The organism is Ruegeria sp. BA12, from assembly GCF_056539625.1.
Genome location: NZ_JBQFVF010000004.1, coordinates 13,927 through 36,868, shown reverse-complemented (window position 1 = coordinate 36,868; position 22,942 = coordinate 13,927). Strand labels below are relative to the sequence as shown.

The following is a 22,942-nucleotide window of genomic DNA, read 5'->3' as shown; positions in this document are numbered from 1 at the left end:
CGCGGCACGAAGTGGAATTTCAGTACGGAAGATACGCCGCCCGGACGGGCGTGTTAATCTCTACATAAGCGCGGCTGACTGCGGAGTCAAACAGGCCCTCAGAATTTCAAAATGACCGCCAGAACGATGGCAACCATCAAAATGGTGGGAACCTCATTCATCATGCGGTACTGGCGCCCAGTGAGCGTATTTCGGCCCTCTAAGAAGTCTTTGCGCCGCGCCATCAGCCAGTGATGGAACCAGGTCATGCCGATCACGGCAGAACCTTTAATCCAGGGCCATGCAAAATCCCAACCGACAATGCCTGGTGTGAACACCATGATCAGGCCACACACCCACGCCACAATCATTGCCGGGCGCATAATCACGCGCAGCAGCTTTTCTTCCATTTCAAAGAAAATGGTTTCAGCACCATCGACGGCTTGCGCCTTTTCTACGTGATAGACGAACAGTCTGGGCAAATAGAATAAACCGGCCATCCACGAGATCACGGCCATGATATGTAAAGACTTCACCCACGGGTAAATCGTGAAAAGAAGATCGGTCATCCTGGCTCCGGGCGTTGCTCGGAACTCTCCCTAATAAAAAAATAAGAAAAGAAAAAGGAAGATGGTTTTGTAGGGTGAACAAAATTCGTGGATTACTATTTTACACATGTGTTTTCCCCAGGTGGACATTTTTACGCGTCAAAGCGATGATTCTGTTAATAGTGAAAATAATATAATTAACTCAATGAGTTAAGTTGTATCTGCAAAAGATGCTCTGGGGATAAGTTTCTGAGTATATGTGGAGTTCCCGCTTATCCCGTCATTCCGACTTATCCTTGTCCCGGATGGACAGCGTTCGAGCGACTCAGGGAAGATCTGCGCGAATATCCCGGGGTTGCGTGTCAATCGGAAAACCATACAAACCATTCAAGAACGCTCAACGATTTGCACACGGGGTTGTCCACATGTCTGTCCCCATCATCCTGGCCTCAGGCTCATCCATACGTGCGCAGCTACTGGAAAACGCAGGCGTGCCGTTTTCCGTTCAGGTCGCGCGCGTGGATGAGGATACCATGAAACGCGCGTTGCTGGCTGAGGAAGCATCCCCTCGGGACATCGCCGATGCACTGGCTGAGATGAAGGCGCGCAAGGTCAGCGACAAAAAACCAGGTGCGATGGTTCTGGGGTGCGATCAGGTGTTGGATTTCGACGGGAAGCTGTTGTCGAAACCGGAAACGCCCCAGGAGGCGCTGGCGCAGCTCAAGGCGATGCGGGGCAAGCGGCACATGCTGTTGTCGGCGGCGGTGATCTATCTGGATGGCGAGCCGATCTGGCGCCATGTCGGGCAGGTGCGTTTGCGCATGCGGATGAGTTCGGACGCGTACCTGCGCGACTATATCGACCGCAATTGGGACAGTATCCGGCACGCGGTGGGGGCTTATAAGCTGGAAGAAGAAGGCGTGCGCCTGTTCGCCACCATTGACGGCGACTATTTTAATGTCTTGGGTATGCCCCTGTTGGAACTGCTCAATTTTCTGGCCGTCAAAGGGGTGATCGACCAATGACACATAACCGAATACCGCTGGCCGGAGTAATCGGACACCCGATTGCGCATTCCAAGTCGCCCCAACTGCATGGCCATTGGTTAAAGAAATATGGGCTGGCCGGGCATTACATCCCCGTAGACGTAGCGCCCGAGGATCTTGAGACGGTTTTGCGCACCCTGCCGAAGGCGGGGTTTGTCGGGGCGAATGTGACCGTGCCCCACAAAGAAGCGGCGTTGCGTATCGCCGATCACGTATCGGAACGCGCATCGGTCATCGGGGCGGCAAATACCTTGGTGTTTCAAGATGATGGCACAATCCACGCGGACAACACCGATGGCTATGGGTTTATGCAGAGCCTGCGCAGCGGCGCGCCGGATTGGGTTCCGTCGGATGGCCCGGCGGTGGTGTTTGGTGCGGGTGGCGCAGCACGGGCGGTGTTGCAGGGTTTGTTGGACGCGGGCGTGCCCCAGATCATGCTGACCAACCGCACGCGCGTCCGGGCGGATCAGTTGAAAGATGAATTTGGCGACCGCATCACCGTTGTGGATTGGTTACAGGCCGGCAATGTCATTGAAGAAGCTGAACTGGTGGTCAACACGACCTCATTGGGCATGCAGGGACAACCGGAACTGAGGGTGCCCTTGGATGGGTTGCAAGCGGGTGCGGTTGTGACTGATTTGGTCTATGCACCTTTGCAAACGCATCTTCTGAAATCGGCTGAGGAAGCAGGCTGTACCACGGTCGATGGTCTGGGCATGTTGCTGCATCAGGCGGTGCCCGGTTTTGAACGCTGGTTCGGCACCCGCCCCGAGGTGACCGATGACCTGCGCGCGGCGGTTTTGGGATGAGTTTCGCGCTTGGTTTAACCGGTTCGATCGGGATGGGCAAAAGCACCACGGCGCAGATGTTCGTCGAAGAAGGCTGTGCGCTGTGGGATGCGGATGCAGCCGTACATAGACTCTATTCAAGGGAAGGAGCGGCCGTCGCGCCGATGCGCGCTGCTTTTCCAGATGCCATCATCGATGGGTCTGTCAGTCGTGACGCCCTGAAACAAGTCATCGCGCAGCACCCAGCCGCGCTGAAACAGATTGAGGCCATCGTACATCCGCTTGTTGCCGCAGATCGCGCTATTTTTCGGGAATACGCGACCGCGGATATTCTGGTGTTCGACATCCCCCTGTTGTTTGAAACCGGTGGTGATGCAGCGATGGATGCGGTGGCCTGTGTCTCGATCCCGGCGGACGAACAAAAGCGTCGCGTGATGGCGCGCGGTACGATGACTGATGCACAGTTTGAACAGATCCGCGCCAAGCAAATGCCGAATGACGAAAAATGCGCGCGGTCAAATTATGTGATCGTGACCGATACTCTGGACCACGCCCGCGCGCAGGTGCAGGATGTGGTCAGGCAAATACGGGCGGGGATAGCAGATGCGTGAGATTGTACTCGATACCGAAACCACGGGGTTTGATCCCGAAAGCGGCGACCGGATTGTTGAGATCGGCGCGGTTGAGTTGTGGAATCACGTCGCCACGGGCGAGACCTATCACGTCTATATCAATCCTGAACGATCCATGCCGGAAGAGGCGTTTGGCGTGCATGGGATTGGCCCCGACCTGCTGGAAAATCCGCGCCCGCCGGAAAAGGGTGAGGTGACGCTGAAGGATAAGCCGGTCTTTGCCAAGGTTGGTCAGGGGTTTGTTGATTTCATCCAGGATTCGAAACTGGTGATCCACAACGCATCCTTCGATATGAAATTCCTGAATGCGGAGCTAAAATGGATGGGTTTGCCGTCGATTCCGATGGATCAGGCGCTGGATACATTGGCAATTGCGCGCAAACGGTTTCCGGGCTCACCTGCGTCACTGGATGCGCTGTGCCGTCGGTTCAATATCGACAACACGAACCGGGTGCTACACGGGGCGTTGCTCGACTCGGAAATTCTGGCCGAGGTCTATCTGGAACTGATCGGGGGGCGGCAGCCGGACTTCGGCTTGACCGCGACTGCTTCCTCGGCCGCAGGCGGTCAGGACGATTGGCGCCCAGCGGCGCGTCCGACACCATTGGCATCAAAGATCACCGACGAAGAACGCGCGGCGCATAAAGCATTTGTAGAGAAATTGGGCAAAAACGCCTTGTGGACCCGCGCCTGAGGTGAAACACGGCGCGGGTCAAATCGATTAGGCGTTCGCCTTCTGCGCTTCTGCTTGACGACGCAATAGTTCGTTGCGGTACAGCGCGACAAAATCGATATTGTCCAGATTGACCGGCGGATAGCCACCGTCACGGGTGATATCGCTGACGATGCGGCGCAGGAACGGGAACAACATGCGCGGGCATTCGATCATCAGGAACGGATGCAACTGGTCCTCGGCCACGCCTTCGATGTGGAACAGGCCGCAATAGTCGATTTCGCACAGGAACAGAACGTCTTCCAGTCCTTTGGCTTTCGACTTGAGGTTCAGTTTGACTGCAACTTCGTACTGATGTTCCGTCGCGCGCTTTTTTGCATCCAGATTCACCTGAACGGCGATTTCGGGCTGAACGTCACCGGACACACCTTTTTGTGCCATCACGTTTTCAAAGGACAAATCGCGGATGAATTGCCCCAGCACTCGCATTTGTACCTGGGGGGCGGCTTGGGCTGCCGTGTTTTCTGCAGCGTTTTCTTCGGCCATGGATCTACTCCAAAAATGAAATTCGACACTGCTTAGCAAGTTGGGCGCGGCACCTCAATGCAGGTCACGGTCCTTCAACCCATTTCGATGGTTTCGAAGGGTCCTGACGGGGCCGAACTTCGGTGAATTCGCCGTCAATCACGTCATCTTGCTCGAATGGTGCAGGACCAGACCGGAACTGTGCCCCATTGCCCATCTGGAACTGGGTGATCGTCACCTTCGATTTCAGGTATCGGAACACGGCCACGCGAATGCCCGGAACAAGCAGGGCAAAACCGACCGCATCGGTGAAAAAACCAGGCGTCAGCAACAGAACGCCGGACAACAGGATCATCGCCCCATGGGCCAGGGGTTCTGTCGGATCGTCCAACTCGGCAAAGGATCGCTGCAGGTTCGCCAGCGCCATGCGACCTTGTGTCCTGACCAACGCAGTGCCCAGAACAGCGGTCAGCACCACTATTGCAAGGGTTGGCCAAAGGCCGATCAGACCACCCACCTGAATGAACAGGGCAATCTCGATGATCGGAACCAATAAAAATGCCAAGAACAGGTACATATGCGTTATCCTTTACCAGTGGTCGGGCAGTGGACTTGCCACGAACTGTCACCTACATAGTGGCATGAGGCCGCGTATACAAAGTCGCGGTCTGAAAAGAGGATGAAATGAACGAACCGATGATCCAGTTGCTGGTCCTGGCCGGAATAGCCGTTTTCCTGATCCTGCGCCTGAAAAGCGTGCTGGGTACGCGTGAAGGTTTTGAGAAACCTCCTGTTCAGGAACAACCCGACGGGCACAGTGCCCGCCGCGGGTTTGAGGTGATTGAAGGTGGTCCTGATTACGACATCACAGACCATGTTGCCGAAGACAGCGAACAGGCACAGACGCTTGCCGCGATGAAGCGGATCGAGCCCAGCTTTTCCGTCACCGAATTCGTGCAGGGCGCGCGCGGTGCCTATGAGATGATCGTCATGGGTTTCGAAAAGGGTAATCTGGACGAAATCCAACCCTTCCTGTCCGAAGAGGTGTTCGACACGTTCGTGTCCGTTGTGGCCGCGCGTGAAGATCAGGGCCTGACCATCGAGGCCGAGTTTATCGGCGTGCGTGAAACCACATTGGCCGACGTGAAATTCGACAAAGATACCAATCAGGCCGAGATCACCATGAAATTCGTGGGTGAGCTGACCTCGGTTGTGCGTGATCGCGGCGGCGATATCATCGAAGGTAACCCGAACACCGTCAAACGCCAAAAGGACAGCTGGACCTTTGCCCGTGTCATGGGCGCGGACGATCCGAACTGGCTGCTTGTCGCCACGGACGCATGATTGCCGCACTCCGGTCGCTTTTTCTGGTGGGTGCGATGACCACCGCTAGCGCCGCCGGAGCTGAGGCGACGCGCTCGATCCTGTCGTTTGATGACCTTGAGGGCTGGGCCGCTGACGATCACGGGGCGGCCCTTTCGGTATTTCTGAATACGTGCGGCGATCTGAATGATCCGGATTGGCGTGCCCTTTGCGCTGTGGCCCGAACCTATGAAGGGGATGCAGCGCAGGCGTTTTTCGAGCTGTTCTTCCGACCGGTTTTGGTTGAAGACGGTAAAGATGCGCTGTTCACCGGCTATTTTGAGCCCGAACTGGATGGATCGCGCAGCCGGACCGACCGGTTCAAATACCCTATCTACAAAATGCCACCCGAAGCACGCGCCGAAGGGCCTTGGCTGAGCCGCCGGGACATCCTTACCGGGGATGCTATGACTGGCCGGGGGCTTGAGATCGCCTGGGTTGATGACCCGGTCGAGCTGTTCTTTTTGCAGATCCAAGGCTCGGGCCGTATTCGTCTGCCCGATGGTGGTGGCTTACGCGTGGGCTATGGCGGCGCGAACGGGCATCCGTATCGGTCGATCGGGGCCGAATTGATCCGCCGCGGTGCGTTAGGCGCGCATGAGGTGAGCGCGCAGATGATCCGCGCCTGGGTGCGCAAAAACCCCGAGGCCGGGTCTGAACTGTTACTTCACAACCCTTCCTACGTGTTCTTTCGTGAAGTCACCCGCGTTGCGCCCGAACTTGGCCCGCTGGGAGCGATGAACCGATCTGTCACCACTATGCGCAGCATTGCCGCGGATCCTGAATATACGCCGCTGGGGTCTCCGGTCTGGGTGGAAAAAGACGGCAAGGACCCGATGCGCCGATTGATGATCGCGCAAGATACGGGTGCTGCCATCAAGGGTGCTCAGCGGGCGGATATCTTCTTTGGCACCGGTGATGCCGCTGGGCAGGCAGCAGGGCGTCTGAAAGATCCGGGCCGCATGGTGATCCTGTTGCCGATCCAACGCGCCTATGCCCTGATCCCGGATGAGTTCTGATGACCCGGCGCAAACTGACCGAAGAAGAGATCGAGCTGTGGCGCAAAGTCACCAAACAGGCTGAACGTCTGCATCCTGAGCTGCCGCAATCGGTTCATCCCACCACCCTGCCCAAACCGAAACCAACCAAAACACCAAAGATGCGGCTGGACGGGTTCGAGATCGGCCAGACCGCGCCCGCCAAAGTGGCGCGTCATGCATTGAAGCCCTCGGTCACTGACAGCCTGCGCGCCAGCCCGGTGCAGATGGACACCAAGGCTTTTGGACGGATGAAGCGCGGCAAGCTGAAACCCGAAGGTCGGATTGATCTGCACGGTATGCGGATCGACACGGCGCATCCGGCGCTAGTGCGGTTTGTGTTGACGGCGCAGGCACAGGGCAAGCGGCTGGTGCTGGTGATTACGGGCAAGGGTAAGGACCGTGACGAACCCGGCCCCATTCCGACCCCACGCGGCGTACTGCGTAATCAGGTGCCACACTGGCTGTCGATCCCACCGCTGGCGCAGGCTGTGTTACAGGTAACACCCGCCCATATCAGCCACGGCGGCGACGGGGCCTATTACGTGTATCTGCGCCGGGGTCGTTAAAACGCGGTTTTCGCGCGGTGAATGCCGGTCCAGACCAAACTGCTGACTACAACAAAGAACGCAGCGATCCACATAAACTGAGTACCAAGCGTGACGTTGTAGTCGATCAGCGCCCCGGTTAGAGCTGGACCAATGGCCGAACCCAGCACCATGACCGCGGTCGCCAGTGCCTTGATCGCGCCGATATGGCGAGTGCCGTAAAACTCAGCCCAAAAGGCGCTAGGCAATGTGTTGTTCGCACCGACCGTCAGAGCCAGAAAGATCAGGCCGATCAGGGCGCCGGTTATGGTGTTGGTGACCGAGAGAATAGCAAAGCCCACACCGATCGGCAGTTGATAATACGGCATGATCCGCGCGGTGCCCCATTTATCCAGCGCCCAACCAGCGGCAAACATCGACAGGATCGAAACGCCGGTGAATACAGGGAACAGCGCCACCAGTTGAATATGCGGCCAGTCCCTGACCTGCGCCAGATGGACCTGATGAAAGAAAAACGCGGTGATGAAGGCAGATGGTGCAAGGATCGCGGGAACCATGAACCAAAACAGCGAATTGCGCAGCGCCTCGCTCCGGGTCCAGTGATGATCCTGCATGCCAGTGGCAATGTGATCCCCTGACAGGCTTTGCGGCGTGCGCTCCAGACGCAGCAGACGCATCAGAACCGGGATACCCAATACCGTCACACCTGCGGCCACCACCCACAACAATCGCCAGTCGAGAAACACCATCGCGGCGACAAAAATCACCGGCAACAGCGCCTCTCCGACCGCGTATCCCAGCGAGGCGATCGACAGCGCCTTGCCACGTGTCGCGGTGAACCAGCGCGCCATGGCCACTTGCGCCAGATGGGTACTCATCCCCTGCCCGAAAAGGCGCAACAGAAAGATCACGATAGGCAAAAGGAACAGTCTATTGTTCAACGCCATCGACAGCGCCGCAAGCGTCAAACCAGCCAGCACCAACGGCCCCAGAACCCGAACACGAAAGATATCGGTCAACCCGCCGGCCCAGATCATCACGACAGCCGCAACGGTGGTACCCAGAGAATAAAGCCCTCCCCAGGCCCCGTGACTCAGCCCATACGCTGCACGGATTTCACCGGCAAAGACCGAGATGAAAAAGGTCTGCCCAAAGCTGGACAAAAACGTCAGCAGAACCCCGGCGCTCAACCAAGAGGCATTTTGAAAAAGAAAATGACGCAATTTAACCCGTGTCACGGGTTGGACACCTGCGCCTGGCCAGTTTCCGTCAACACGATCCCGGTCGCGCCTGTGGGGTTGCGTTCGCTGGGGGGGACCAGAATGTCGATAGCCGGACGCTCGTCAGGGCCAAATGTATTGTTGACCCGCCGGATCGAGTTGAGGATCGCCAGCAAAGCCGGAGATGTAGCAGCAACGAAATGCGAAGATTCGGCATCGCTGTTGAATGCGGTCGTGTCGATCACGTTGATAGGAAAGTCCTCAAGCGTTTTGATCGAACTGATATTGCCCAGCCGTTCGCCCTCATCCGTGCCTCGCAGACGGGCTGAAATGTTCAGGATTTTGTCCTTTTGCGAGACCATGACAATGAACGGGTCGGGTGGATTGTCGATCCTGTCCATCTGCGAACGGAACAAATCCACGTCCAGATCAGGAGAGATCAGAACCACACCTTCGATATTTCTTTTGGCCCAACCCGGTTCCTGCAATTCGGTTTGTCGCATCATCTCCATCGTCAGGGCACTGCCCATGGAATGCGCCACAAGCAGAACCCGGTTTACGCCCATCGATTTCAATTCACGAATGGTCTGTTCCAAACCGTCGCGGGCAAAAAGCATGCTGTCCAGATCGTAAGCGTACCCATATCCCGTCGCACGGCTGGGCCAGGAATACACCAGGATCGATCCGGGCAGACCAATGTCATGCGACAGCTGCGCCGCGCGAAAAATGGTTTCGGTTTGGGTCGAGTTATAGCCATGCACAAAGATCGTCACTTCGTCCTGCCCACGCAGATGGTGCCGCAGTCCCTGAGGCCCGTTCAATTCGGTCACATCAGCCAGCACGAACTCTTTTTGCGGGTTGGGATTTGCATAAGAGAACTTCAGGGTTCCCGGCGTGTGTGTTGGCGGTATGGACACGGTGGTTTCCAGAAACTGCAGTTTTTCACTGCGCCTGAAACCAAATGATCCGTCTGCTTCGCGGGCCCTGGTCGTGCTGGCAAATACGGTTTTCGTCGTTCCTATGGACGCAGCCGACGGCACAATTTCAGAGACCGTCCTGTCAACACAGGCGCTCAGAGATAAAGACATAAATAGAAAAATCAGGTAGCGCATCAAACGGGGTCCTAACGGCCTTTTGCGCTAAGCTATCGAATTCTTGCCCCACGTCCAGCGACATAGGGCAGGATCAGCGGCAATTTCCGGCTGAAGACGTTACAGAACGTAACGGCTCAGATCCGTCGACTTGGTCAATTCGCCCAAATTTTCGCTGACAAAATCGGCGTTGACGGTGATCTCGGACCCGGCCTTGTCAGGTGCGGTGAACGAAAGCTCCTCGAACACCCGCTCCATCACTGTGTACAGCCGCCGCGCGCCGATATTTTCGACGCTTTGGTTCACATCCGCTGCGATCTTGGCCAGGGCGGCGATGCCGTCCTCGGTAAAACTGACAGTGACCTCTTCAGTGCCCATCAATGCGGTGTATTGGCGGGTCAGGGCGTTGTCGGTCTCGGTCAGGATGCGAACGAAATCCTCTTCGGTGAGGGCGCGCAATTCTACGCGGATCGGCAGTCGGCCCTGCAATTCGGGCAGCAAGTCCGACGGTTTGGCAATGTGGAACGCACCCGAGGCGATGAACAGGATATGGTCGGTTTTCACCGCACCATGCTTGGTTGACACGGTGGTGCCCTCAATCAAAGGCAGCAGGTCGCGCTGCACCCCTTCGCGGCTGACATCGCCACCGCGGGCGTCGGACCGCGCACAGACCTTGTCGATCTCATCCAGGAACACGATGCCGTTCTGTTCCACCGATTCCAGCGCCACCCGGTTGACGGTTTCATCATCCAGTAGCTTGTCGGCCTCTTCCCCGATCAGCGCATCATAGCTTTCGGCAACGGTCAGACGTTTCTTGACGGTCCGCCCGCCAAACGCTTTGCCGAAGATATCACCCAGATTCATCATCCCCATCTGGCCGCCAGGCTGGCCGGGAATGTCAAACATCGGCATTGGGTTCGAGGTGTCGGACAGTTCCAGCTCGATCACCGTATCGTCCAGTTCGCCGGCTTTCAGTTTCTTGCGGAACATCTCGCGCGTGCCTTCGCGGGCATCGGTGCCGGCGATGGCTTCGATTACGCGGTCTTCGGCGGCCTGATGAGCCTTGGCCTTGACGTCTTCGCGCATGTATTCGCGGGTCTGGATGATGGCGGCATCCGCCAGATCGCGCACGATCTGTTCCACGTCGCGCCCGACATAGCCAACCTCGGTAAACTTGGTGGCCTCGACCTTGATAAAAGGCGCGCGGGCTAGTTTGGCCAGACGGCGGCTGATCTCGGTCTTGCCGACACCGGTGGGCCCAATCATCAGGATGTTCTTGGGATAGACTTCATCCCGAATGTCATCGGTTAGTTGCTTGCGCCGCCAGCGGTTGCGCAGCGCCACGGCCACGGCGCGCTTGGCGTCTTTCTGCCCGATGATAAAGCGGTCCAGTTCCGAGACGATCTCGCGCGGGGTCAGGTCGGTCACAGGGGCGGTCCTTTCGGTCGGCATGGCTAGTCTTGGGCTTAGGTAATCACCGCAATCGCGAAAACAACCAAGCCCTTTTCATTGGCAGCGTTGGTTAGCAATGGCCCATCCGGTTTGCAAACGCTTTCCATAGGTGAAACGCGCGCCCTCTGTTACAGTGATTTCAAGGTGTTGACGGTCAGGAGTGTGAAAGTGACGAAAATTGCCAAGATCACCTTGCTGTTCGTGGTGTTTGTGGACCTGATCGGGCAAGGGCTGGTGTTTCCCATCATCAACTCGCTGATCATGGAGACGAAATCGGGGTTCCTGCCCGAGAGTACGCCCGATGGTCGCCGCCATCTGTATTACGGGCTGGTAATTGGTTGTTTCTTTTTGTCGTGGTTTCTGGGTGTGGTCTATGTGTCCAAGGTCTCGGATTCCATCGGGCGTAAGAATGCGCTGCTGGTCTGTCTGAGCGGGGCACTGGTAGGGTATGCGTTGACCATTGCGGCGCTGTATATGAACAGCTTGCTGTTGCTGATCATAGGCCGTTCGATCACCGGGTTCACCGCAGGGAACCAGCCCATCGCGCAGGCGGCGATGATTGACGGCAGTACCGACGCGGCGGATCGCGACCGCAACATGGGTTACATCATAACCGGCGTCAGCTTTGGCCTTGTCGGCGGCCCAATCATTGGCGCGGTTCTGTCCGATGCCAACCTGCTGGGCAGCTTTGCCACGCTGAAAACCCCGTTCTATGGCGCATTTATTCTGGTGTTGATCGCCATCTTCCTTGTGCTGACCTTTTTCAAGGACACCCGGACCGAGCGTACGGCTTTTGTGTTCCGCCCGCGGGACGTGACCGACAGCCTGATCGCTGTGCGAGAACACCCGATGGTTCTGAAAATCCTGCCAGTCTATGCGCTGTTCATGATCGCCAATGTCACCTTCTATGTCTTCGTTGATAATTTCCTGACCAGCGCCTGGGGATACGGAGTCATTGGCGGTAGCATGGCGATGGTGGTGATCGGTTTTGCGCTGGCGTTCTCAAGCACCTTCCTGGTGAAGCCTGCGCAAGAGAGGTTCAGCAAGCACCAGATCATCTACACTTCGCTGGTGGTGATGGTGATTTGCGGGTTCGGTTTTGCCTTCAGCCCCAGCGGTGTCCTGAGTTACGTGCCGGTCTTCTTCTTCTATTTCTTTTTCGGCGTCTCATACCCAACCCTGTTGGGGCTGTTTTCTTCGGCCGTTGCCGAGACCGATCAGGGTTGGGTCATGGGTGTGACCACCGCTGTCTTCTGTCTGGCGGGCGGTGTCATGTCTCTGATCGGCGGCGGATTGATGAGCTTTGATATCCGCCTGCCCTATTACATCGTCATCGCAACGGCCCTGATGGGGCTGGTCGGCATGCACCTGCGCTGGAAAGGAAAAGAGATCAAGGCGCTGTTAGCCTGAGATCGTCTCGACCGTCAGGTTGCCGTTGGTATAGACGCAGATATCGGCAGCAATCGCCATTGCCTCGCGCGCCACGTCCTCGGCGGGTTTGTCGCTGTCCATCATGGCGCGGGCTGCGGCGAGGGCAAAGTTCCCACCCGAGCCGATGGCGGCCACGTTGTGTTCGGGCTCCAGCACATCCCCTGCCCCGGTGATCACCAGCAGGTCCTTGCCGTCGGTGACGATCAGCATCGCCTCAAGCTTTTGCAGATACTTGTCTGTGCGCCAATCCTTGGCCAGTTCGACCGAGGCGCGCGCCAGCTGGCCGGGCGTGGCCTCAAGCTTGGCTTCCAGACGCTCCAGCAGGGTGAAGGCATCGGCGGTTGAACCGGCGAAACCGGCGACAACCTCAAACCCGCCGGGCGACAGGCGGCGCACCTTGCGCGCTGTTCCCTTGATCACGGTTTGGCCTAGGCTGACCTGTCCGTCACCGGCAATCACCACCTGACCGCCCTTTTTGACGCCAATGATGGTTGTGCCGTGCCATCCGGGAAAATCGCTATCCGCCATAAAAGCCTCCGTTTTCAACTGCCGTCCTATATGGGCCGGACCTGTCCGCAGCGCAACAGGTCACGAACTGCCTAAAAGATATGCAGGAATCGCAATGCGGGGTTACCGGACTAGCAATTGTGAGTCTCAGCCTGACGTCCTACATGAGCCTCACAACCGACAACGGGTCGGCTGTTTCACATATAAGGACTGCGCAAATGGCAACCATCGCTAAAACCCATGCGCCGCTCGGAGCAGCTACCATTCTGCACGTAGTGGACGCGTTCTACGGAACCTATGACAAAGCAATCGCGTGGAATGAATCCCGCAAGACACGCAAGGCCCTGTCGGAGCTGAGCGACGCACAGCTGGAAGATATCGGCCTGTGCCGCGCGGACATCAGAAACGTCTGATCCGCGCCCAGTGCAAAAAGAATGCAAGCCGCTCGTCCGAGCGGCTTTTTCTTTGTCAGGACAGTTTGTATTGGCCGGATAGGTCGGGCAGGAAAGCCTCGATCGCGGCGGTTGCCACCACATGTCTCGTGCCGGCCTCAGTATCGTCGATATCCAACCCACCTTTGACAGCCCGCACCTCGGCCCGTCCGCGGGGAAGATCGGCGGCAACAAGATCGCAATTCACCTGGTCAGGGTCCTGTACCCCAATCGTGACGCAAACGCGCATGTCGGTATGATCCACACCCAGCTTTGAGAACAGCGTGATCGACGAATGATGCAGTGCATCCTGCACCGCCCGGCGTGCGGCCTTGGTGTAATCCTGCCCATACAGGTCGTTGCCGGTACCCATTTCCAGAATGATACGTTTTTCGGTCATGTCACGGGCTCCATATCGAAAGAAACGATGATGGCCGCATTGGCAATGACTGTCCGACCTTCGGTATGCGGCTTTTCAATATCCAACCCACCTTGAGTGATGGTGATATTGGGCTGTCCATAAGGGAAAATGGCAGTCAATGCGCCTCGATCCACCTTTTCGGGCTGCTGAACCCCAATTTCGGCGTCGATGATCATCGCCTCTTTCGGAAAATCGAACAGCTCGGCCATGTTGACCGAATTGTGCCATAGTGCATCTTTGATCGCCCGCAGCGCGGCCTCGGTATAATCCTCGCGGCGCAAAGACGTCCCCATGCCGAACTCCACAAGTACCCGTGTTTTTGCCATCTGATCCTCCCGGCAATAAAAAAGGCGCCCGGTTCAAGGCGCCTTTGATGACTTGCTGATCACGTTGGATCAGATGGATTCGTCGATCCAGCTTTGCAGTGCCGCCTTCGGCGCCGCGCCTGCGCGGTTCGAGACGACCTGACCGTCCTTGAAGATGAACAGGGCCGGAATACCGCGCACGCCCATGGCGGCGGCGGCGTTCGGGTTGCTGTCTACGTCAACCTTGGCGATTTTCACCTTGTCGCCGTATTCAGCGGCCAGCTCTTCCAGGGCGGGGCCGATCTGCTTACAAGGGCCACACCATTCGGCCCAGAAATCGACAACAACGGGGATGTCGGAATTCTTAACCTCGGCGTCAAAGGTATCGTCGGTCACGGCTACGGTCGACATATTCTGTCTCCTGAATGGGGTAAACTCGGGAACAGAACGTAGGGTCGGCACCGCCCAAGGTCAAGATATCTGGGTGCGGGTCAATGCATCCGTCACAAGATCGTGTGGCAACCACATCAGATCGGCTGTACGCGTCCACAGGATCGCCGTGCGAACTTGTCGACCCGGATAGATCTGCGCCAACGCTTGGGCATAGGCCCCCATCTGTCGCAACAGACTTTCGGGGCAAGCTGATGCGCTTTCAGGAACCGTGGTATTTGATTTGAAATCAATCACCTGCACATCCGCCTCGGTCACGATCAGACGGTCGATCACTCCATGCATGCGCCGCCCGTTCAGATCGGCGGTCACCGGGACCTCGGCCAGTGTGTTTTTGGCGAACACGAATTTCAGATGGTCAGCCGCCAGAACGGCCTGCGCCTCATCCAACAGTTCCTGCCGGTCAGGTTGTTGCATATCAGGTAGAACCCGGGCGCAAAGCTGCGGCCAATTCTCTGGCGCAACGGATGGTAAGTGTTCCAACAACAAGTGTAGGCGCGTGCCACGCAGTTTGGCGGCCTCCTCATCGTGGCCGGTATCTCCGGGTAACGCTTTGGCCCCACCTAAATCAGACGGGCTGAGCGTCTCGGGCGCCTGTTCTGGCACGGACGCTGGGGAAAGGAACTGGTTGGGCAGCGGAGTCGCGGCAATCTCAGGCTCCACATGTTCGACAAGAGGTAACGCGTCCCAATCTGCATGTGACAGACGCAGGGTTTCCGAGCCAGGGACCTGTGCGGCCCCTGCCCGTGCCATCGCAGCCTCGACCATCTGGTACCAACTGGTTCCGTCTTTGCCGACATCCCCGGCGGCGCCGACGATTAGCCACTTTTCAGCCCGCGTTAGAGCCACATATAGCAGTCGAAGCCGTTCATTTTCTTCCCGCGTCCGTGCCTCGGCTCGTGCCTGGGCGATCAAGGCTGGCGAGGCATCCGCGGGTACTTTCCACAGCGGTGTGCCCTCACCCACCATGATCTCGGCATCACGCGGGGCTTGTCGCTTGCCGGTATCCGGCAGGATCACGATCGGGGCCTCAAGCCCTTTGGAGCCATGCACCGTCATCACGCGGATCATGTTGCCGACACCGCTCATCTGCCGCTTGATTTCCAGATCGTCGGTCTGCATCCAGACCAGAAACCCGGTCAAACTGGGAATATCGGTGCGCTCATAAGCCAGTGCCTGTGACAGCAGTGCGTTGATACCATCCTCGGCCTCGGCCCCCAATCGGCCCAATAGTTTCCGCCGCCCGTCATGCCGGGTCAGAATGCGTTCGATCAGGTCATAAGGGCGCAGAAAGTCGATCTGGCCGCGCAGATCGTTGAGGATGCCTAGCGTTTCGGGAAACTCCTCGGCCCGTTGTCGCAAAGCGGCCCACAGAAACTGTTCCTGCCGCCGATGCGCCAGGTCGAACAATTGTTGTTCACCCCACCCGAACAAAGGCGATTTCAACACTGTGGCCAGTGACAGGCTGTCCTCGGGCGTGGCCAGAAAGCTCAACAGCGCCGCCAGATCCTTGACCGCTAGTTCCGCGCCCACTTTCAAACGGTCGGCCCCGGCAATGGGTAGGCCTTCGGCCTTGCAGGCGCGGATGATCTCGGCAAACAGGTCTGAACGGCGTTGGACGAGGATCAGAAAATCCCCCGGTTGCACCTTGCGCCGAACGAAAGTGCCGGGCCGGTCACCATCCTCGGGGATCGTCTCGCCGGTGTCGATCATGGTCTTGATCGAGCGGGCTACCTGTTCGGCCAGAATGACCGTGTGGTGCCGCGCGCCGGGTCGATCCACCGGATCGGTCCAGTCGCCATCATCATCATCGTCGACCTTTTCAATCACCGGCCACAAATCAACGCGGCCCGGCAAATCGGCCTTAAATGCGCGGTGCAGGCTATCCTTGTGAAACCCAGCCTCGGCACGGTTTTCGAACAGGATATCGACCAGAGACAGGATCGCACTAGAGGATCGGAATGAGTATTCTAGTGTCGAATCCCACAATTTAGAGCCTGATTCTTCCAATCTGCGCCCAAATTCCTGTTGCATCCGGTCAAAGGCCTGCGGGTCGGCGCCCTGAAAGGAATAGATCGACTGTTTCTTGTCGCCGACCACGAAAATAGTCCGCTCGACCCCGGATCGGGCCCCTTCCCCGCTGGTGAATTCCTGAGCCAGCTTTTCAACAACATCCCATTGATCTGGGCTGGTATCCTGCGCCTCATCCACCAGAATGTGGTCGATACCGCCATCAAGGCGGTACAGCACCCATTCCGCCACGGCCGGATCGTTAAGCACCTGCCGTGCGCGCAGGATTAGGTCGTCGAAATCCAGCCAGCCGCGCAACAGCTTGCGGCGTTCGTATTCTGGCAAAAAGGCAGCAGCAAAACGGTGCAGAACATGTGTTTTGCGTGCCGCGACCAGCGCCAGCCGGTGTTCGCGTGCGGCCTCGATCCGAAGCATGAGGGCTTCCAGCTGAGGCATATGACCAGCCAACACGCCTTCCCGCAGGGCTTTGGTGGGGAAACTGTTGATCTTGGCGGTAAAAGGTTCTTTGGCCGATTTGCCCGTCAGAAACACGCCCTCCAACAGCGGCAAGCTGTTGATGCGCGCCTCGGTAAACGCCGCCAGTTTGGCCGCAGCCTTGGCATTGTTGCCGCCACTTTCGGTCAGTGCAGGCAGGATCGCGCGGATCAAGTCGACCTCACCACCCAGAAACACGCGGGCCAGCAGGGCGTTTTCGTCGAACCCGTCGGGCAGATCGAAACGTTGCAGCAGATCAGGCCACTCTATTGGCTGAGAGAAGAGGTTGCGTTTATGCGTGACGGCGGCGGTTAGATTGTCAAAGCCGGTATCTGTGACGAAACGGGCGACGTCCTCAATCAGTGCGGCCTGCGGACCATCGGCAAAATCTTCGACGATCTCTTCGCGCAATAGCGCTGCGGCCCGGTCCTCCATCTCGGAAAACTGAGGACTAACCCCGGCCTCCAAAGGAAATCGCCGCAATAGCGAAGCGCAGAATGAGTGGATCGTTTGGATTTTTAGTCCACCCGGCGTTTCGATGGCGCGGGCAAACAGGGTGCGGGCCTGCGCCAGCCTGTCAGGGTCGATCACGCCCGGCACGCCTAGATCGGTCAGCTGCGCCAGCAAGCTGTCATCCTCCAGCATCGCCCATTCACCCAACCGTTTGAACAACCGGTTCTGCATCTCGCTGGCGGCGGCTTTGGTGTATGTCAGGCAGAGGATATGTTGCGGCTGCACGCCACCCAGCAGCAACCGTGCCACCCGGTCGGTCAGAACCCGCGTCTTGCCCGACCCCGCATTGGCCGCCAACCAGGTCGAGGCATCTGGGCGCGCCGCCTGCACCTGCCGCTCGGTTGCATCATTGCGGGCGTTCATTTCAGCACCTCGGGTGTGGTTTTGTCAGTGCGGTCCCATTCGCCGAACCGGGCGAGGTGGTCATAGTCGCCAACATCCGTGTCCTTGTGCAGCATCCGGCGCGCGGTGAAGCCTTGATCAGGCTCTAAATAGGCAGATACCAGCTCTTTCAGCTCGGTCAGAACCTTGTCAGGCGGCTCCTTGGCCAATGGGGCCGCGACCTCTTTGTAAGTACCGCCCATGCCGATGAATACAGCCTCGGCAACCGGTAACGGATCGATGCCTTCGATGGCGCCTTGCTCGGCCATGGCGGCCTCGATCAGCAATTGTTTGTCGAACTTGGCTTGCTGGCTTTCGGTCGGAGGCGTGCCGGTCTTGTAATCCACGATCCGCAGCGCGCCACGGCTGTTGTGATCGATTCGGTCGGCTCGTCCGGCGATGGTGAAATCCAGTGGCGATAGCACCAGCTTCATCGCGGCCTCAAACGCCACTGGCCCGCCATCGCCACGTCGGGCGGTTTCAGCGGTGAGGAAGTCATCGGCAATCCGCTCAAGCCGTGCCAGCCACAGTTTGCGGGCGGTCGGCCACGCGACATGCTGGTCCAACAGCGTCTCAGCGCGTTTCAGGAAATTCTCACGTGTCAGCAAAGCGCTGTCCAAAACACTGTCCTTGACGAAATGTTCAAGGATTTCGTGGATGACGATCCCGCGCAGCAAAGCGTCTGGTGCCTGGACCATGGGGTCCAGTGGCCGCAAGCGCAGCACATGTTTGGCGTAGATCGCATAGGGATCGCGGATCAGGCGTTTGATTTCGGTCACGCTCAGACGGCGTGGGCGTGCGGCGGCCGGCGGGCGTGGGGATGGACGCGCGGCCGGTTCGATCTTCGGCGCGACCTCAAGCTGTTCCGACCAACGCAGCCATTGCTGGCCACGAGCGCGCATTGAAGCCAGCGCTTCGGGACCACCCTGCCCCGGCAAGCCCTGCAACAGGTTCGTCATCCGGTTCAGCCAACGCGATGGCACGGTTTCGGCGTCATCGGATCGGGTTGCGCGGGTCAACCAGACCTCGGGCGCTCCGACGGCTTGTTGGAAATCATGCGCTGACAGGCCAATGCGGCGTTCGGGCAGCAACAGCCCCGCCTTGTCGCGCATCTGTCGGTTCAGCCAAGGGTCAGGTGCTGCGGCTTCGGGCCAGCTGCCTTCATTTAGTCCGCCCAGAATCAACAAATCAGCGCCCTGAACCCGGGCCTCAAGCGTTCCCCAGATCATGATATGCGGATGTGGCGCGTCCCGGTCGCGAACCTCTTCCCCCGCCAGCAGCGCGCCCAGCAGGTCGGCGAAATCATGGGCCGTCATCGGGCCGCCATGTTCGGCCTCGTCCTCAAGCGCGGTCAGAATCGACAACGCCTTTTGGCCCGCATTCTTGTCCCACAGCGTTCCGGCGTCGCCTTCACTACCGGCCGATATCGCCTCGGCCAGATTGCGCAGGCGGGTCACCCATTCGGATAGAGGTAATTCACCCGTCACGTGCTGGTCGCAGAACTGCGCCACCAGCCATTGCATCCACTGCTCTGGCACCTCTTTGCGGATGGCAAAAGCGACCAGGCTGGCGCTTTCGGGGAACGGAGGGCCGTGTTGCCGCAAATCCAGTTCCAGATCACGGGTATGCAGCAGATGCGCACCGCGATCGCCGCCATCGTGGCAAAGCGGATGTTTCAGCAGGGTCAGCAGCGCCTCGCCCTCGAGCCTCCGGGCGAACAGCCCAGCCACATGGCGCAGAAACCGGCCCGGAGGCGATAGTTGCAATGGCAGACCCGCACTGTCATCCGGCAGTATGTTCCACCGATCCAATGCGGCGCTGACCTGACGAGTCAGCATCCGATCAGGCGTGATCAACGCGGCGGTCTGGCCGGTTTCTGCCGCTTCACGCAGACGCAGGGCAATGGCCAATGCCTCGGCGCGGGGGGATTGCGCCTCAACCAGGGTGAGGTCCTTGGTGGCGCCATCCAGATCGGTTAGCTGGGGGCCTTCGAACATCCAGGCATCAGTGATCGGCGCTGGGCGTAATGCCAGTGAAATCAGCCGATTACGGGCAGGGGACGGGGCAGGGTTGTTCGTCCAACGTTCGATCTGCCTCGGCTGTATCTCAAGCCGGGTCATCAGTTTTCGGAACCGGTATTGCGGGTGATCTTCTGAGGCTAGCGCATCGTCCAATCCCTGCCAGACATGGTCAGGCTGATCGAAATCGTAACCAGGCAGGATCAGCGCCCCTTGCGGCAGGCGAGCGACGGCCTCCATCAGCATCAATGTGGTGCCACGCGAGCCGGTAGAGCCCGCAAGGATTACCGGATGCTGCGGAGGTGCCACCTGCCAGCGATCAATCAGATTTTCCACCACACGTCGTTGCCGCGCCTGCGCGTCCAAAGCATCAGGGCCAGAGTCAATAAATTGGTCAGCAATCCCTATAAAGGCCTGCGCACGCGCCCAGTGGCCAGACATGTCGCTGACATCCAGCTGCCGGATCGCGTCTGGCGAAACACCTTCGCCCTGCATTTCGTCAATCAGCGCCGCCAGACTGTCGGACAGATCGAACAATGAGGATCGCGCAGCGAGATCAGGCTGTTGTTCCAAGAGCTTGGCAATCAGTTGCGTCAGCTCCAACTTGCGTCGCAATGCGGGGATGGCGGGCGGGATTTGCGCCAGATCGACGCTTTCGCCCAGATCGGTCACCAGCGATAGGCGTGGCAATAGGCAGGCCGAGCCCTGATCGAACAGATCGCGTACGCGCCGGGCCATACGGCGCGTGTTGACCACCAATTGGACCCGGGCCAGCGCCTCGGGCGGTTGGTTACTGGCGCGTTGACGCAGGCCATCCACCAGAGCCTTTGGAAAATCTGCGCCCGGAGGCACGGCAAAGACACGGGGCGCAGCGCTGGGTTCAAACATCGGCAATTAGCCCCTCGGCCAGGGCGATCCCCTCGGGGCGGCCCACGTCGCACCAGCGACCGTGGTAGGTGGCCGCGAACAGACGGCCCTGTTTGTGCATCTGATCCCACAGCAAGTTCAGCGAAAATGCTTGTTCAGATATGGCTGCCAGCCCTTCGGTCTTAATGATCTGCGCCCCGCCATAGACTAATCCGGGGCCACGGGTGATCCGGCCCTCGGCATCTGCCGTGAAATCGCCCGGTCCGGCATGCCCGATGGTCTGGGCGATGGGAACACACATAAGCAGCGCATCCATTCGGTTGGGGTCCCACGCTTTGCGCAAAAGGGTCAGAGGGTTCGGCCCAGACCAGATTGCATCCGTATTCAAGGTAAATACCGGATCCAGCCCCAGTAGGGGCAGAGCAGCACGCAGCCCACCGCCTGTTTCCAGAATTTCCGGCTCTTCCAAAGAGGTCAGCACGCCCTTGGGGGTCAGATGCGCTGCAAGCTGGTCGGGCAAATAATGCAGGTTAGCAACCACTCGATCAGCGGGCAGATCGTCCGTCAAATCCAGCGCGTGATCGATCAGCGGGCGGCCTGCGACCTCGATCAGGGGTTTGGGCCGGTCTTTGGTCAAAGTGCCCATACGGGTGCCAAACCCGGCGGCAAACAACATCACGGCGTCGGGGTGTCGGGTCATGTCTGTCTGAGCCTGTCCAGGTTTTCCGGGGTTGGGGCGGGCAGGGCGCCGCGCAGAAGATCAGCAACAGAGACCAGCGCAGGATGGTCCAGATCGCGCATCAGATGCGCCCATGTGGCCGGGATCAGATCGATGTATTGCGGTTTTCCATAGTCCACCGCTAATCGGGCGAACACGCCCAGAATGCGCAGGTTTCGCTGCGCGCCTAACACGGCGTAGGCAGTGCGAAAGTCATGATCCTTTTCGCCGGTTGCGGCGATGTATCGGTTTACCATCCGCATCTCGGTCCCCGGTGCCACATCACGGCGCACATCTTGCAACATCGACACGAGGTCATAGGCCGGGTGGCCCAGCATCGCGGTCTGGAAATCCAGCAATCCCACCCGCTTGACCCCGTCACGGTCCGGCAACCAGATCATGTTTTCCGCGTGATAGTCACGTTGGATCACCACTTTGCGGCCCGAGGTTTCTTGGTGCAAAATATCCGCAAAGCGGTTTTCAAACCGTATTCGAGCGTCTGCATCATGTTCCCCCAATACCGCTTGGGCGTATTTGGTGAAGGACAACGCAGCCAATTCGGTCATCATCGTCGGATCATAAGACGGCAGTGACAGGGTAGGTGCCTTGTGCAACTCGATCAGAACGTCGGTTGCAGCCTCATACAGCTCGCGCTCCATCCGAGGGTTTTGCCTGAGGACGCGGGCGAACAGATCATCGCCCAGATCCTCCAGCAACAGAAAGCCGAATTCTGTGTCCTCGGCATAGATTTCGGGTGCGCTAAGCCCGATTTCCCGCAGATAGTTAGCCATGCGGACAAAAGCCTCAACCGGTTCGGCCTTGCCCGGAGGTGAGTCCATGAAAACAGCCGTGCGGCCAGTATCGGGATCGGTCAAACGTTCGTACCGGCGGTTCGAGGCATCCCCGGCCAGCGGTGCGCGCGTGGCGTTGGACCATGGTGTTTGTGCAATCAGCGCCTCGGCCAGCACAGCCCGGTTCGTCATGCGGCACTCTCCAGTATTTGGGGCCATTTCGGATCGGACCACGAAAGGGTCAGATATCGCAAACCCGTCGTGTTAGGGTCTGTTTTCAAATGCAAGGTCAGGGCGGTGGCAGGGGTCAGCGGACCCAGCTTGTCCGGCCATTCAATCAGGCAAATGGCAGTTTCAAAAGCGTCGGACAGCCCCAGTTCTTCGATCTCTTCCAAGGCGCTTAGCCGGTACAGATCGCAGTGCCAGATCTCGCCAGGTAGGGTGTCATAGGCTTGTACCAGCGTGAAGGTGGGCGAAGGCACGTCCTCGGGCACAGACATCAGTGATTGGATCAGGCTGCGCGCAAAATGGGTCTTACCGCTGCCGATCTCACCCTCAAGCAACAAGATGTCGCCAGGGCGCAATTTTGCACCCAGCCGTGCGGCCAGATCGGCGGTTTCTTCGGGCGAATTCAGGGTGATCGAACGGGCGTGCAACGTCATGGCGCCACAATGACCTTACGCCCGGGCGGCTGCAACCCGGT

General features: G+C 58.4%; 24 protein-coding genes. 9 read left to right on the top strand and 15 right to left on the bottom strand.

Annotated features, from left to right (window positions below; all coding sequences use genetic code 11):
• Positions 1–98 precede the first annotated feature (98 nt).
• Positions 99–548, bottom strand: a complete 450-nt coding sequence (locus tag ACR0B0_RS09670; RefSeq protein ID WP_170361059.1) for a CopD family protein — start codon at positions 546–548, stop codon at positions 99–101.
• A 404-nt stretch (positions 549–952) separates the two neighbouring features.
• Here ACR0B0_RS09670 and ACR0B0_RS09665 point away from each other — a divergent pair, with 404 nt between their 5' ends.
• The 4 genes from ACR0B0_RS09665 to dnaQ are packed head-to-tail and all read left to right on the top strand — an operon-like array spanning position 953 to position 3,687.
• Positions 953–1,552 (top strand): Maf family protein, encoded by a 600-nt coding sequence (locus tag ACR0B0_RS09665; RefSeq protein WP_480647524.1) that lies wholly within the window; start codon positions 953–955, stop codon positions 1,550–1,552.
• Complete coding sequence (locus tag ACR0B0_RS09660) at positions 1,549–2,382, top strand: shikimate dehydrogenase (RefSeq protein WP_480647522.1); 834 nt, start codon at positions 1,549–1,551, stop codon at positions 2,380–2,382. The genes ACR0B0_RS09665 and ACR0B0_RS09660 overlap by 4 nt, the downstream gene beginning before the upstream one ends.
• Entirely contained in the window at positions 2,379–2,972 is a 594-nt protein-coding gene (gene coaE / locus ACR0B0_RS09655; protein ID WP_480647521.1) for a dephospho-CoA kinase, read from the top strand. The genes ACR0B0_RS09660 and coaE overlap by 4 nt, the downstream gene beginning before the upstream one ends.
• Positions 2,965–3,687 carry a DNA polymerase III subunit epsilon gene (dnaQ, locus tag ACR0B0_RS09650; protein ID WP_480647519.1) on the top strand — a complete coding sequence of 241 codons (723 nt, stop codon included), beginning with the start codon at positions 2,965–2,967 and terminating at the stop codon, positions 3,685–3,687. The genes coaE and dnaQ overlap by 8 nt, the downstream gene beginning before the upstream one ends.
• Positions 3,688–3,714: 27 nt before the next feature.
• Here the strand turns inward: dnaQ and secB are convergent, their stop codons facing one another.
• Together secB and ACR0B0_RS09640 are read right to left on the bottom strand one after the other, a co-directional pair.
• Positions 3,715–4,212 carry a protein-export chaperone SecB gene (gene secB / locus ACR0B0_RS09645; protein WP_170349546.1) on the bottom strand — a complete coding sequence of 166 codons (498 nt, stop codon included), beginning with the start codon at positions 4,210–4,212 and terminating at the stop codon, positions 3,715–3,717.
• A 64-nt stretch (positions 4,213–4,276) separates the two neighbouring features.
• Complete coding sequence (locus tag ACR0B0_RS09640) at positions 4,277–4,768, bottom strand: FxsA family protein (protein WP_170349545.1); 492 nt, start codon at positions 4,766–4,768, stop codon at positions 4,277–4,279.
• A gap of 107 nt (positions 4,769–4,875) precedes the next feature.
• Here ACR0B0_RS09640 and ACR0B0_RS09635 point away from each other — a divergent pair, with 107 nt between their 5' ends.
• From ACR0B0_RS09635 to ACR0B0_RS09625, 3 genes are read left to right on the top strand one after another with little or no spacing between them, the layout of a single operon-like run.
• Entirely contained in the window at positions 4,876–5,535 is a 660-nt protein-coding gene (locus ACR0B0_RS09635) for a Tim44/TimA family putative adaptor protein (protein WP_170349544.1), read from the top strand.
• Positions 5,532–6,572: a murein transglycosylase A gene (mltA, locus tag ACR0B0_RS09630; protein ID WP_170349543.1), complete on the top strand. Its 1,041-nt coding sequence runs from the start codon at positions 5,532–5,534 to the stop codon at positions 6,570–6,572. Before ACR0B0_RS09635 ends, mltA begins: the two co-directional genes overlap by 4 nt.
• On the top strand, positions 6,572–7,159 hold the full coding sequence (locus ACR0B0_RS09625; RefSeq protein ID WP_170349542.1) for a Smr/MutS family protein: 588 nt from the start codon (positions 6,572–6,574) through the stop codon (positions 7,157–7,159). The genes mltA and ACR0B0_RS09625 overlap by 1 nt, the downstream gene beginning before the upstream one ends.
• Here the strand turns inward: ACR0B0_RS09625 and ACR0B0_RS09620 are convergent.
• The 3 genes from ACR0B0_RS09620 to hslU all read right to left on the bottom strand — a co-directional run bounded on the left by ACR0B0_RS09620 (position 7,156) and on the right by hslU (position 10,877).
• Positions 7,156–8,376, bottom strand: a complete 1,221-nt coding sequence (locus tag ACR0B0_RS09620) for an MFS transporter (protein ID WP_170349541.1) — start codon at positions 8,374–8,376, stop codon at positions 7,156–7,158. The genes ACR0B0_RS09625 and ACR0B0_RS09620 overlap by 4 nt on opposite strands.
• Positions 8,373–9,275: an alpha/beta hydrolase gene (locus tag ACR0B0_RS09615; protein ID WP_480567170.1), complete on the bottom strand. Its 903-nt coding sequence runs from the start codon at positions 9,273–9,275 to the stop codon at positions 8,373–8,375. The genes ACR0B0_RS09620 and ACR0B0_RS09615 overlap by 4 nt, the downstream gene beginning before the upstream one ends.
• A 294-nt stretch (positions 9,276–9,569) precedes the next feature.
• Positions 9,570–10,877: an ATP-dependent protease ATPase subunit HslU gene (gene hslU / locus ACR0B0_RS09610; protein WP_170349539.1), complete on the bottom strand. Its 1,308-nt coding sequence runs from the start codon at positions 10,875–10,877 to the stop codon at positions 9,570–9,572.
• A 192-nt stretch (positions 10,878–11,069) separates the two neighbouring features.
• On the opposite strand from hslU, the gene ACR0B0_RS09605 reads away from it, so the two are divergent.
• Positions 11,070–12,311: an MFS transporter gene (locus ACR0B0_RS09605; RefSeq protein ID WP_170349538.1), complete on the top strand. Its 1,242-nt coding sequence runs from the start codon at positions 11,070–11,072 to the stop codon at positions 12,309–12,311.
• On the opposite strand, the gene hslV is transcribed toward ACR0B0_RS09605, so the two are convergent.
• Positions 12,303–12,860, bottom strand: a complete 558-nt coding sequence (hslV, locus tag ACR0B0_RS09600; protein WP_058283350.1) for an ATP-dependent protease subunit HslV — start codon at positions 12,858–12,860, stop codon at positions 12,303–12,305. The two genes, ACR0B0_RS09605 and hslV, sit on opposite strands and share 9 nt — an antisense overlap.
• 197 nt (positions 12,861–13,057) lie before the next feature.
• Between hslV and ACR0B0_RS09595 the strand changes: the two genes are divergently transcribed.
• Positions 13,058–13,252, top strand: coding sequence for a DUF1127 domain-containing protein (locus ACR0B0_RS09595; RefSeq protein ID WP_170349537.1), 195 nt, complete (start codon positions 13,058–13,060; stop codon positions 13,250–13,252).
• 55 nt (positions 13,253–13,307) lie between these two features.
• Here the strand turns inward: ACR0B0_RS09595 and ACR0B0_RS09590 are convergent, their stop codons facing one another.
• The 8 genes from ACR0B0_RS09590 to tsaE form a co-directional block, all read right to left on the bottom strand.
• Positions 13,308–13,670 carry a Lin0512 family protein gene (locus ACR0B0_RS09590; RefSeq protein WP_170515370.1) on the bottom strand — a complete coding sequence of 121 codons (363 nt, stop codon included), beginning with the start codon at positions 13,668–13,670 and terminating at the stop codon, positions 13,308–13,310.
• A complete protein-coding gene (locus ACR0B0_RS09585) occupies positions 13,667–14,017 on the bottom strand; it encodes a Lin0512 family protein (protein WP_170349535.1) in 351 nt (116 codons plus the stop codon). The genes ACR0B0_RS09590 and ACR0B0_RS09585 overlap by 4 nt, the downstream gene beginning before the upstream one ends.
• A 69-nt stretch (positions 14,018–14,086) precedes the next feature.
• Positions 14,087–14,458 carry a thioredoxin gene (trxA, locus tag ACR0B0_RS09580; protein WP_226689009.1) on the bottom strand — a complete coding sequence of 124 codons (372 nt, stop codon included), beginning with the start codon at positions 14,456–14,458 and terminating at the stop codon, positions 14,087–14,089.
• Between the two features lie 9 nt (positions 14,459–14,467).
• Positions 14,468–17,827, bottom strand: coding sequence for a double-strand break repair helicase AddA (addA, locus tag ACR0B0_RS09575; protein ID WP_480647516.1), 3,360 nt, complete (start codon positions 17,825–17,827; stop codon positions 14,468–14,470).
• Positions 17,824–20,751: a double-strand break repair protein AddB gene (gene addB / locus ACR0B0_RS09570; protein ID WP_480647514.1), complete on the bottom strand. Its 2,928-nt coding sequence runs from the start codon at positions 20,749–20,751 to the stop codon at positions 17,824–17,826. Before addB ends, addA begins: the two co-directional genes overlap by 4 nt.
• Positions 20,744–21,430, bottom strand: a complete 687-nt coding sequence (locus ACR0B0_RS09565; RefSeq protein ID WP_170361087.1) for a nucleotidyltransferase family protein — start codon at positions 21,428–21,430, stop codon at positions 20,744–20,746. Before ACR0B0_RS09565 ends, addB begins: the two co-directional genes overlap by 8 nt.
• Positions 21,427–22,431, bottom strand: a complete 1,005-nt coding sequence (locus ACR0B0_RS09560) for an aminoglycoside phosphotransferase family protein (protein WP_170349531.1) — start codon at positions 22,429–22,431, stop codon at positions 21,427–21,429. The genes ACR0B0_RS09565 and ACR0B0_RS09560 overlap by 4 nt, the downstream gene beginning before the upstream one ends.
• Positions 22,428–22,901, bottom strand: coding sequence for a tRNA (adenosine(37)-N6)-threonylcarbamoyltransferase complex ATPase subunit type 1 TsaE (gene tsaE, locus ACR0B0_RS09555; RefSeq protein ID WP_170349530.1), 474 nt, complete (start codon positions 22,899–22,901; stop codon positions 22,428–22,430). Before tsaE ends, ACR0B0_RS09560 begins: the two co-directional genes overlap by 4 nt.
• Positions 22,902–22,942: the final 41 nt, after the last annotated feature.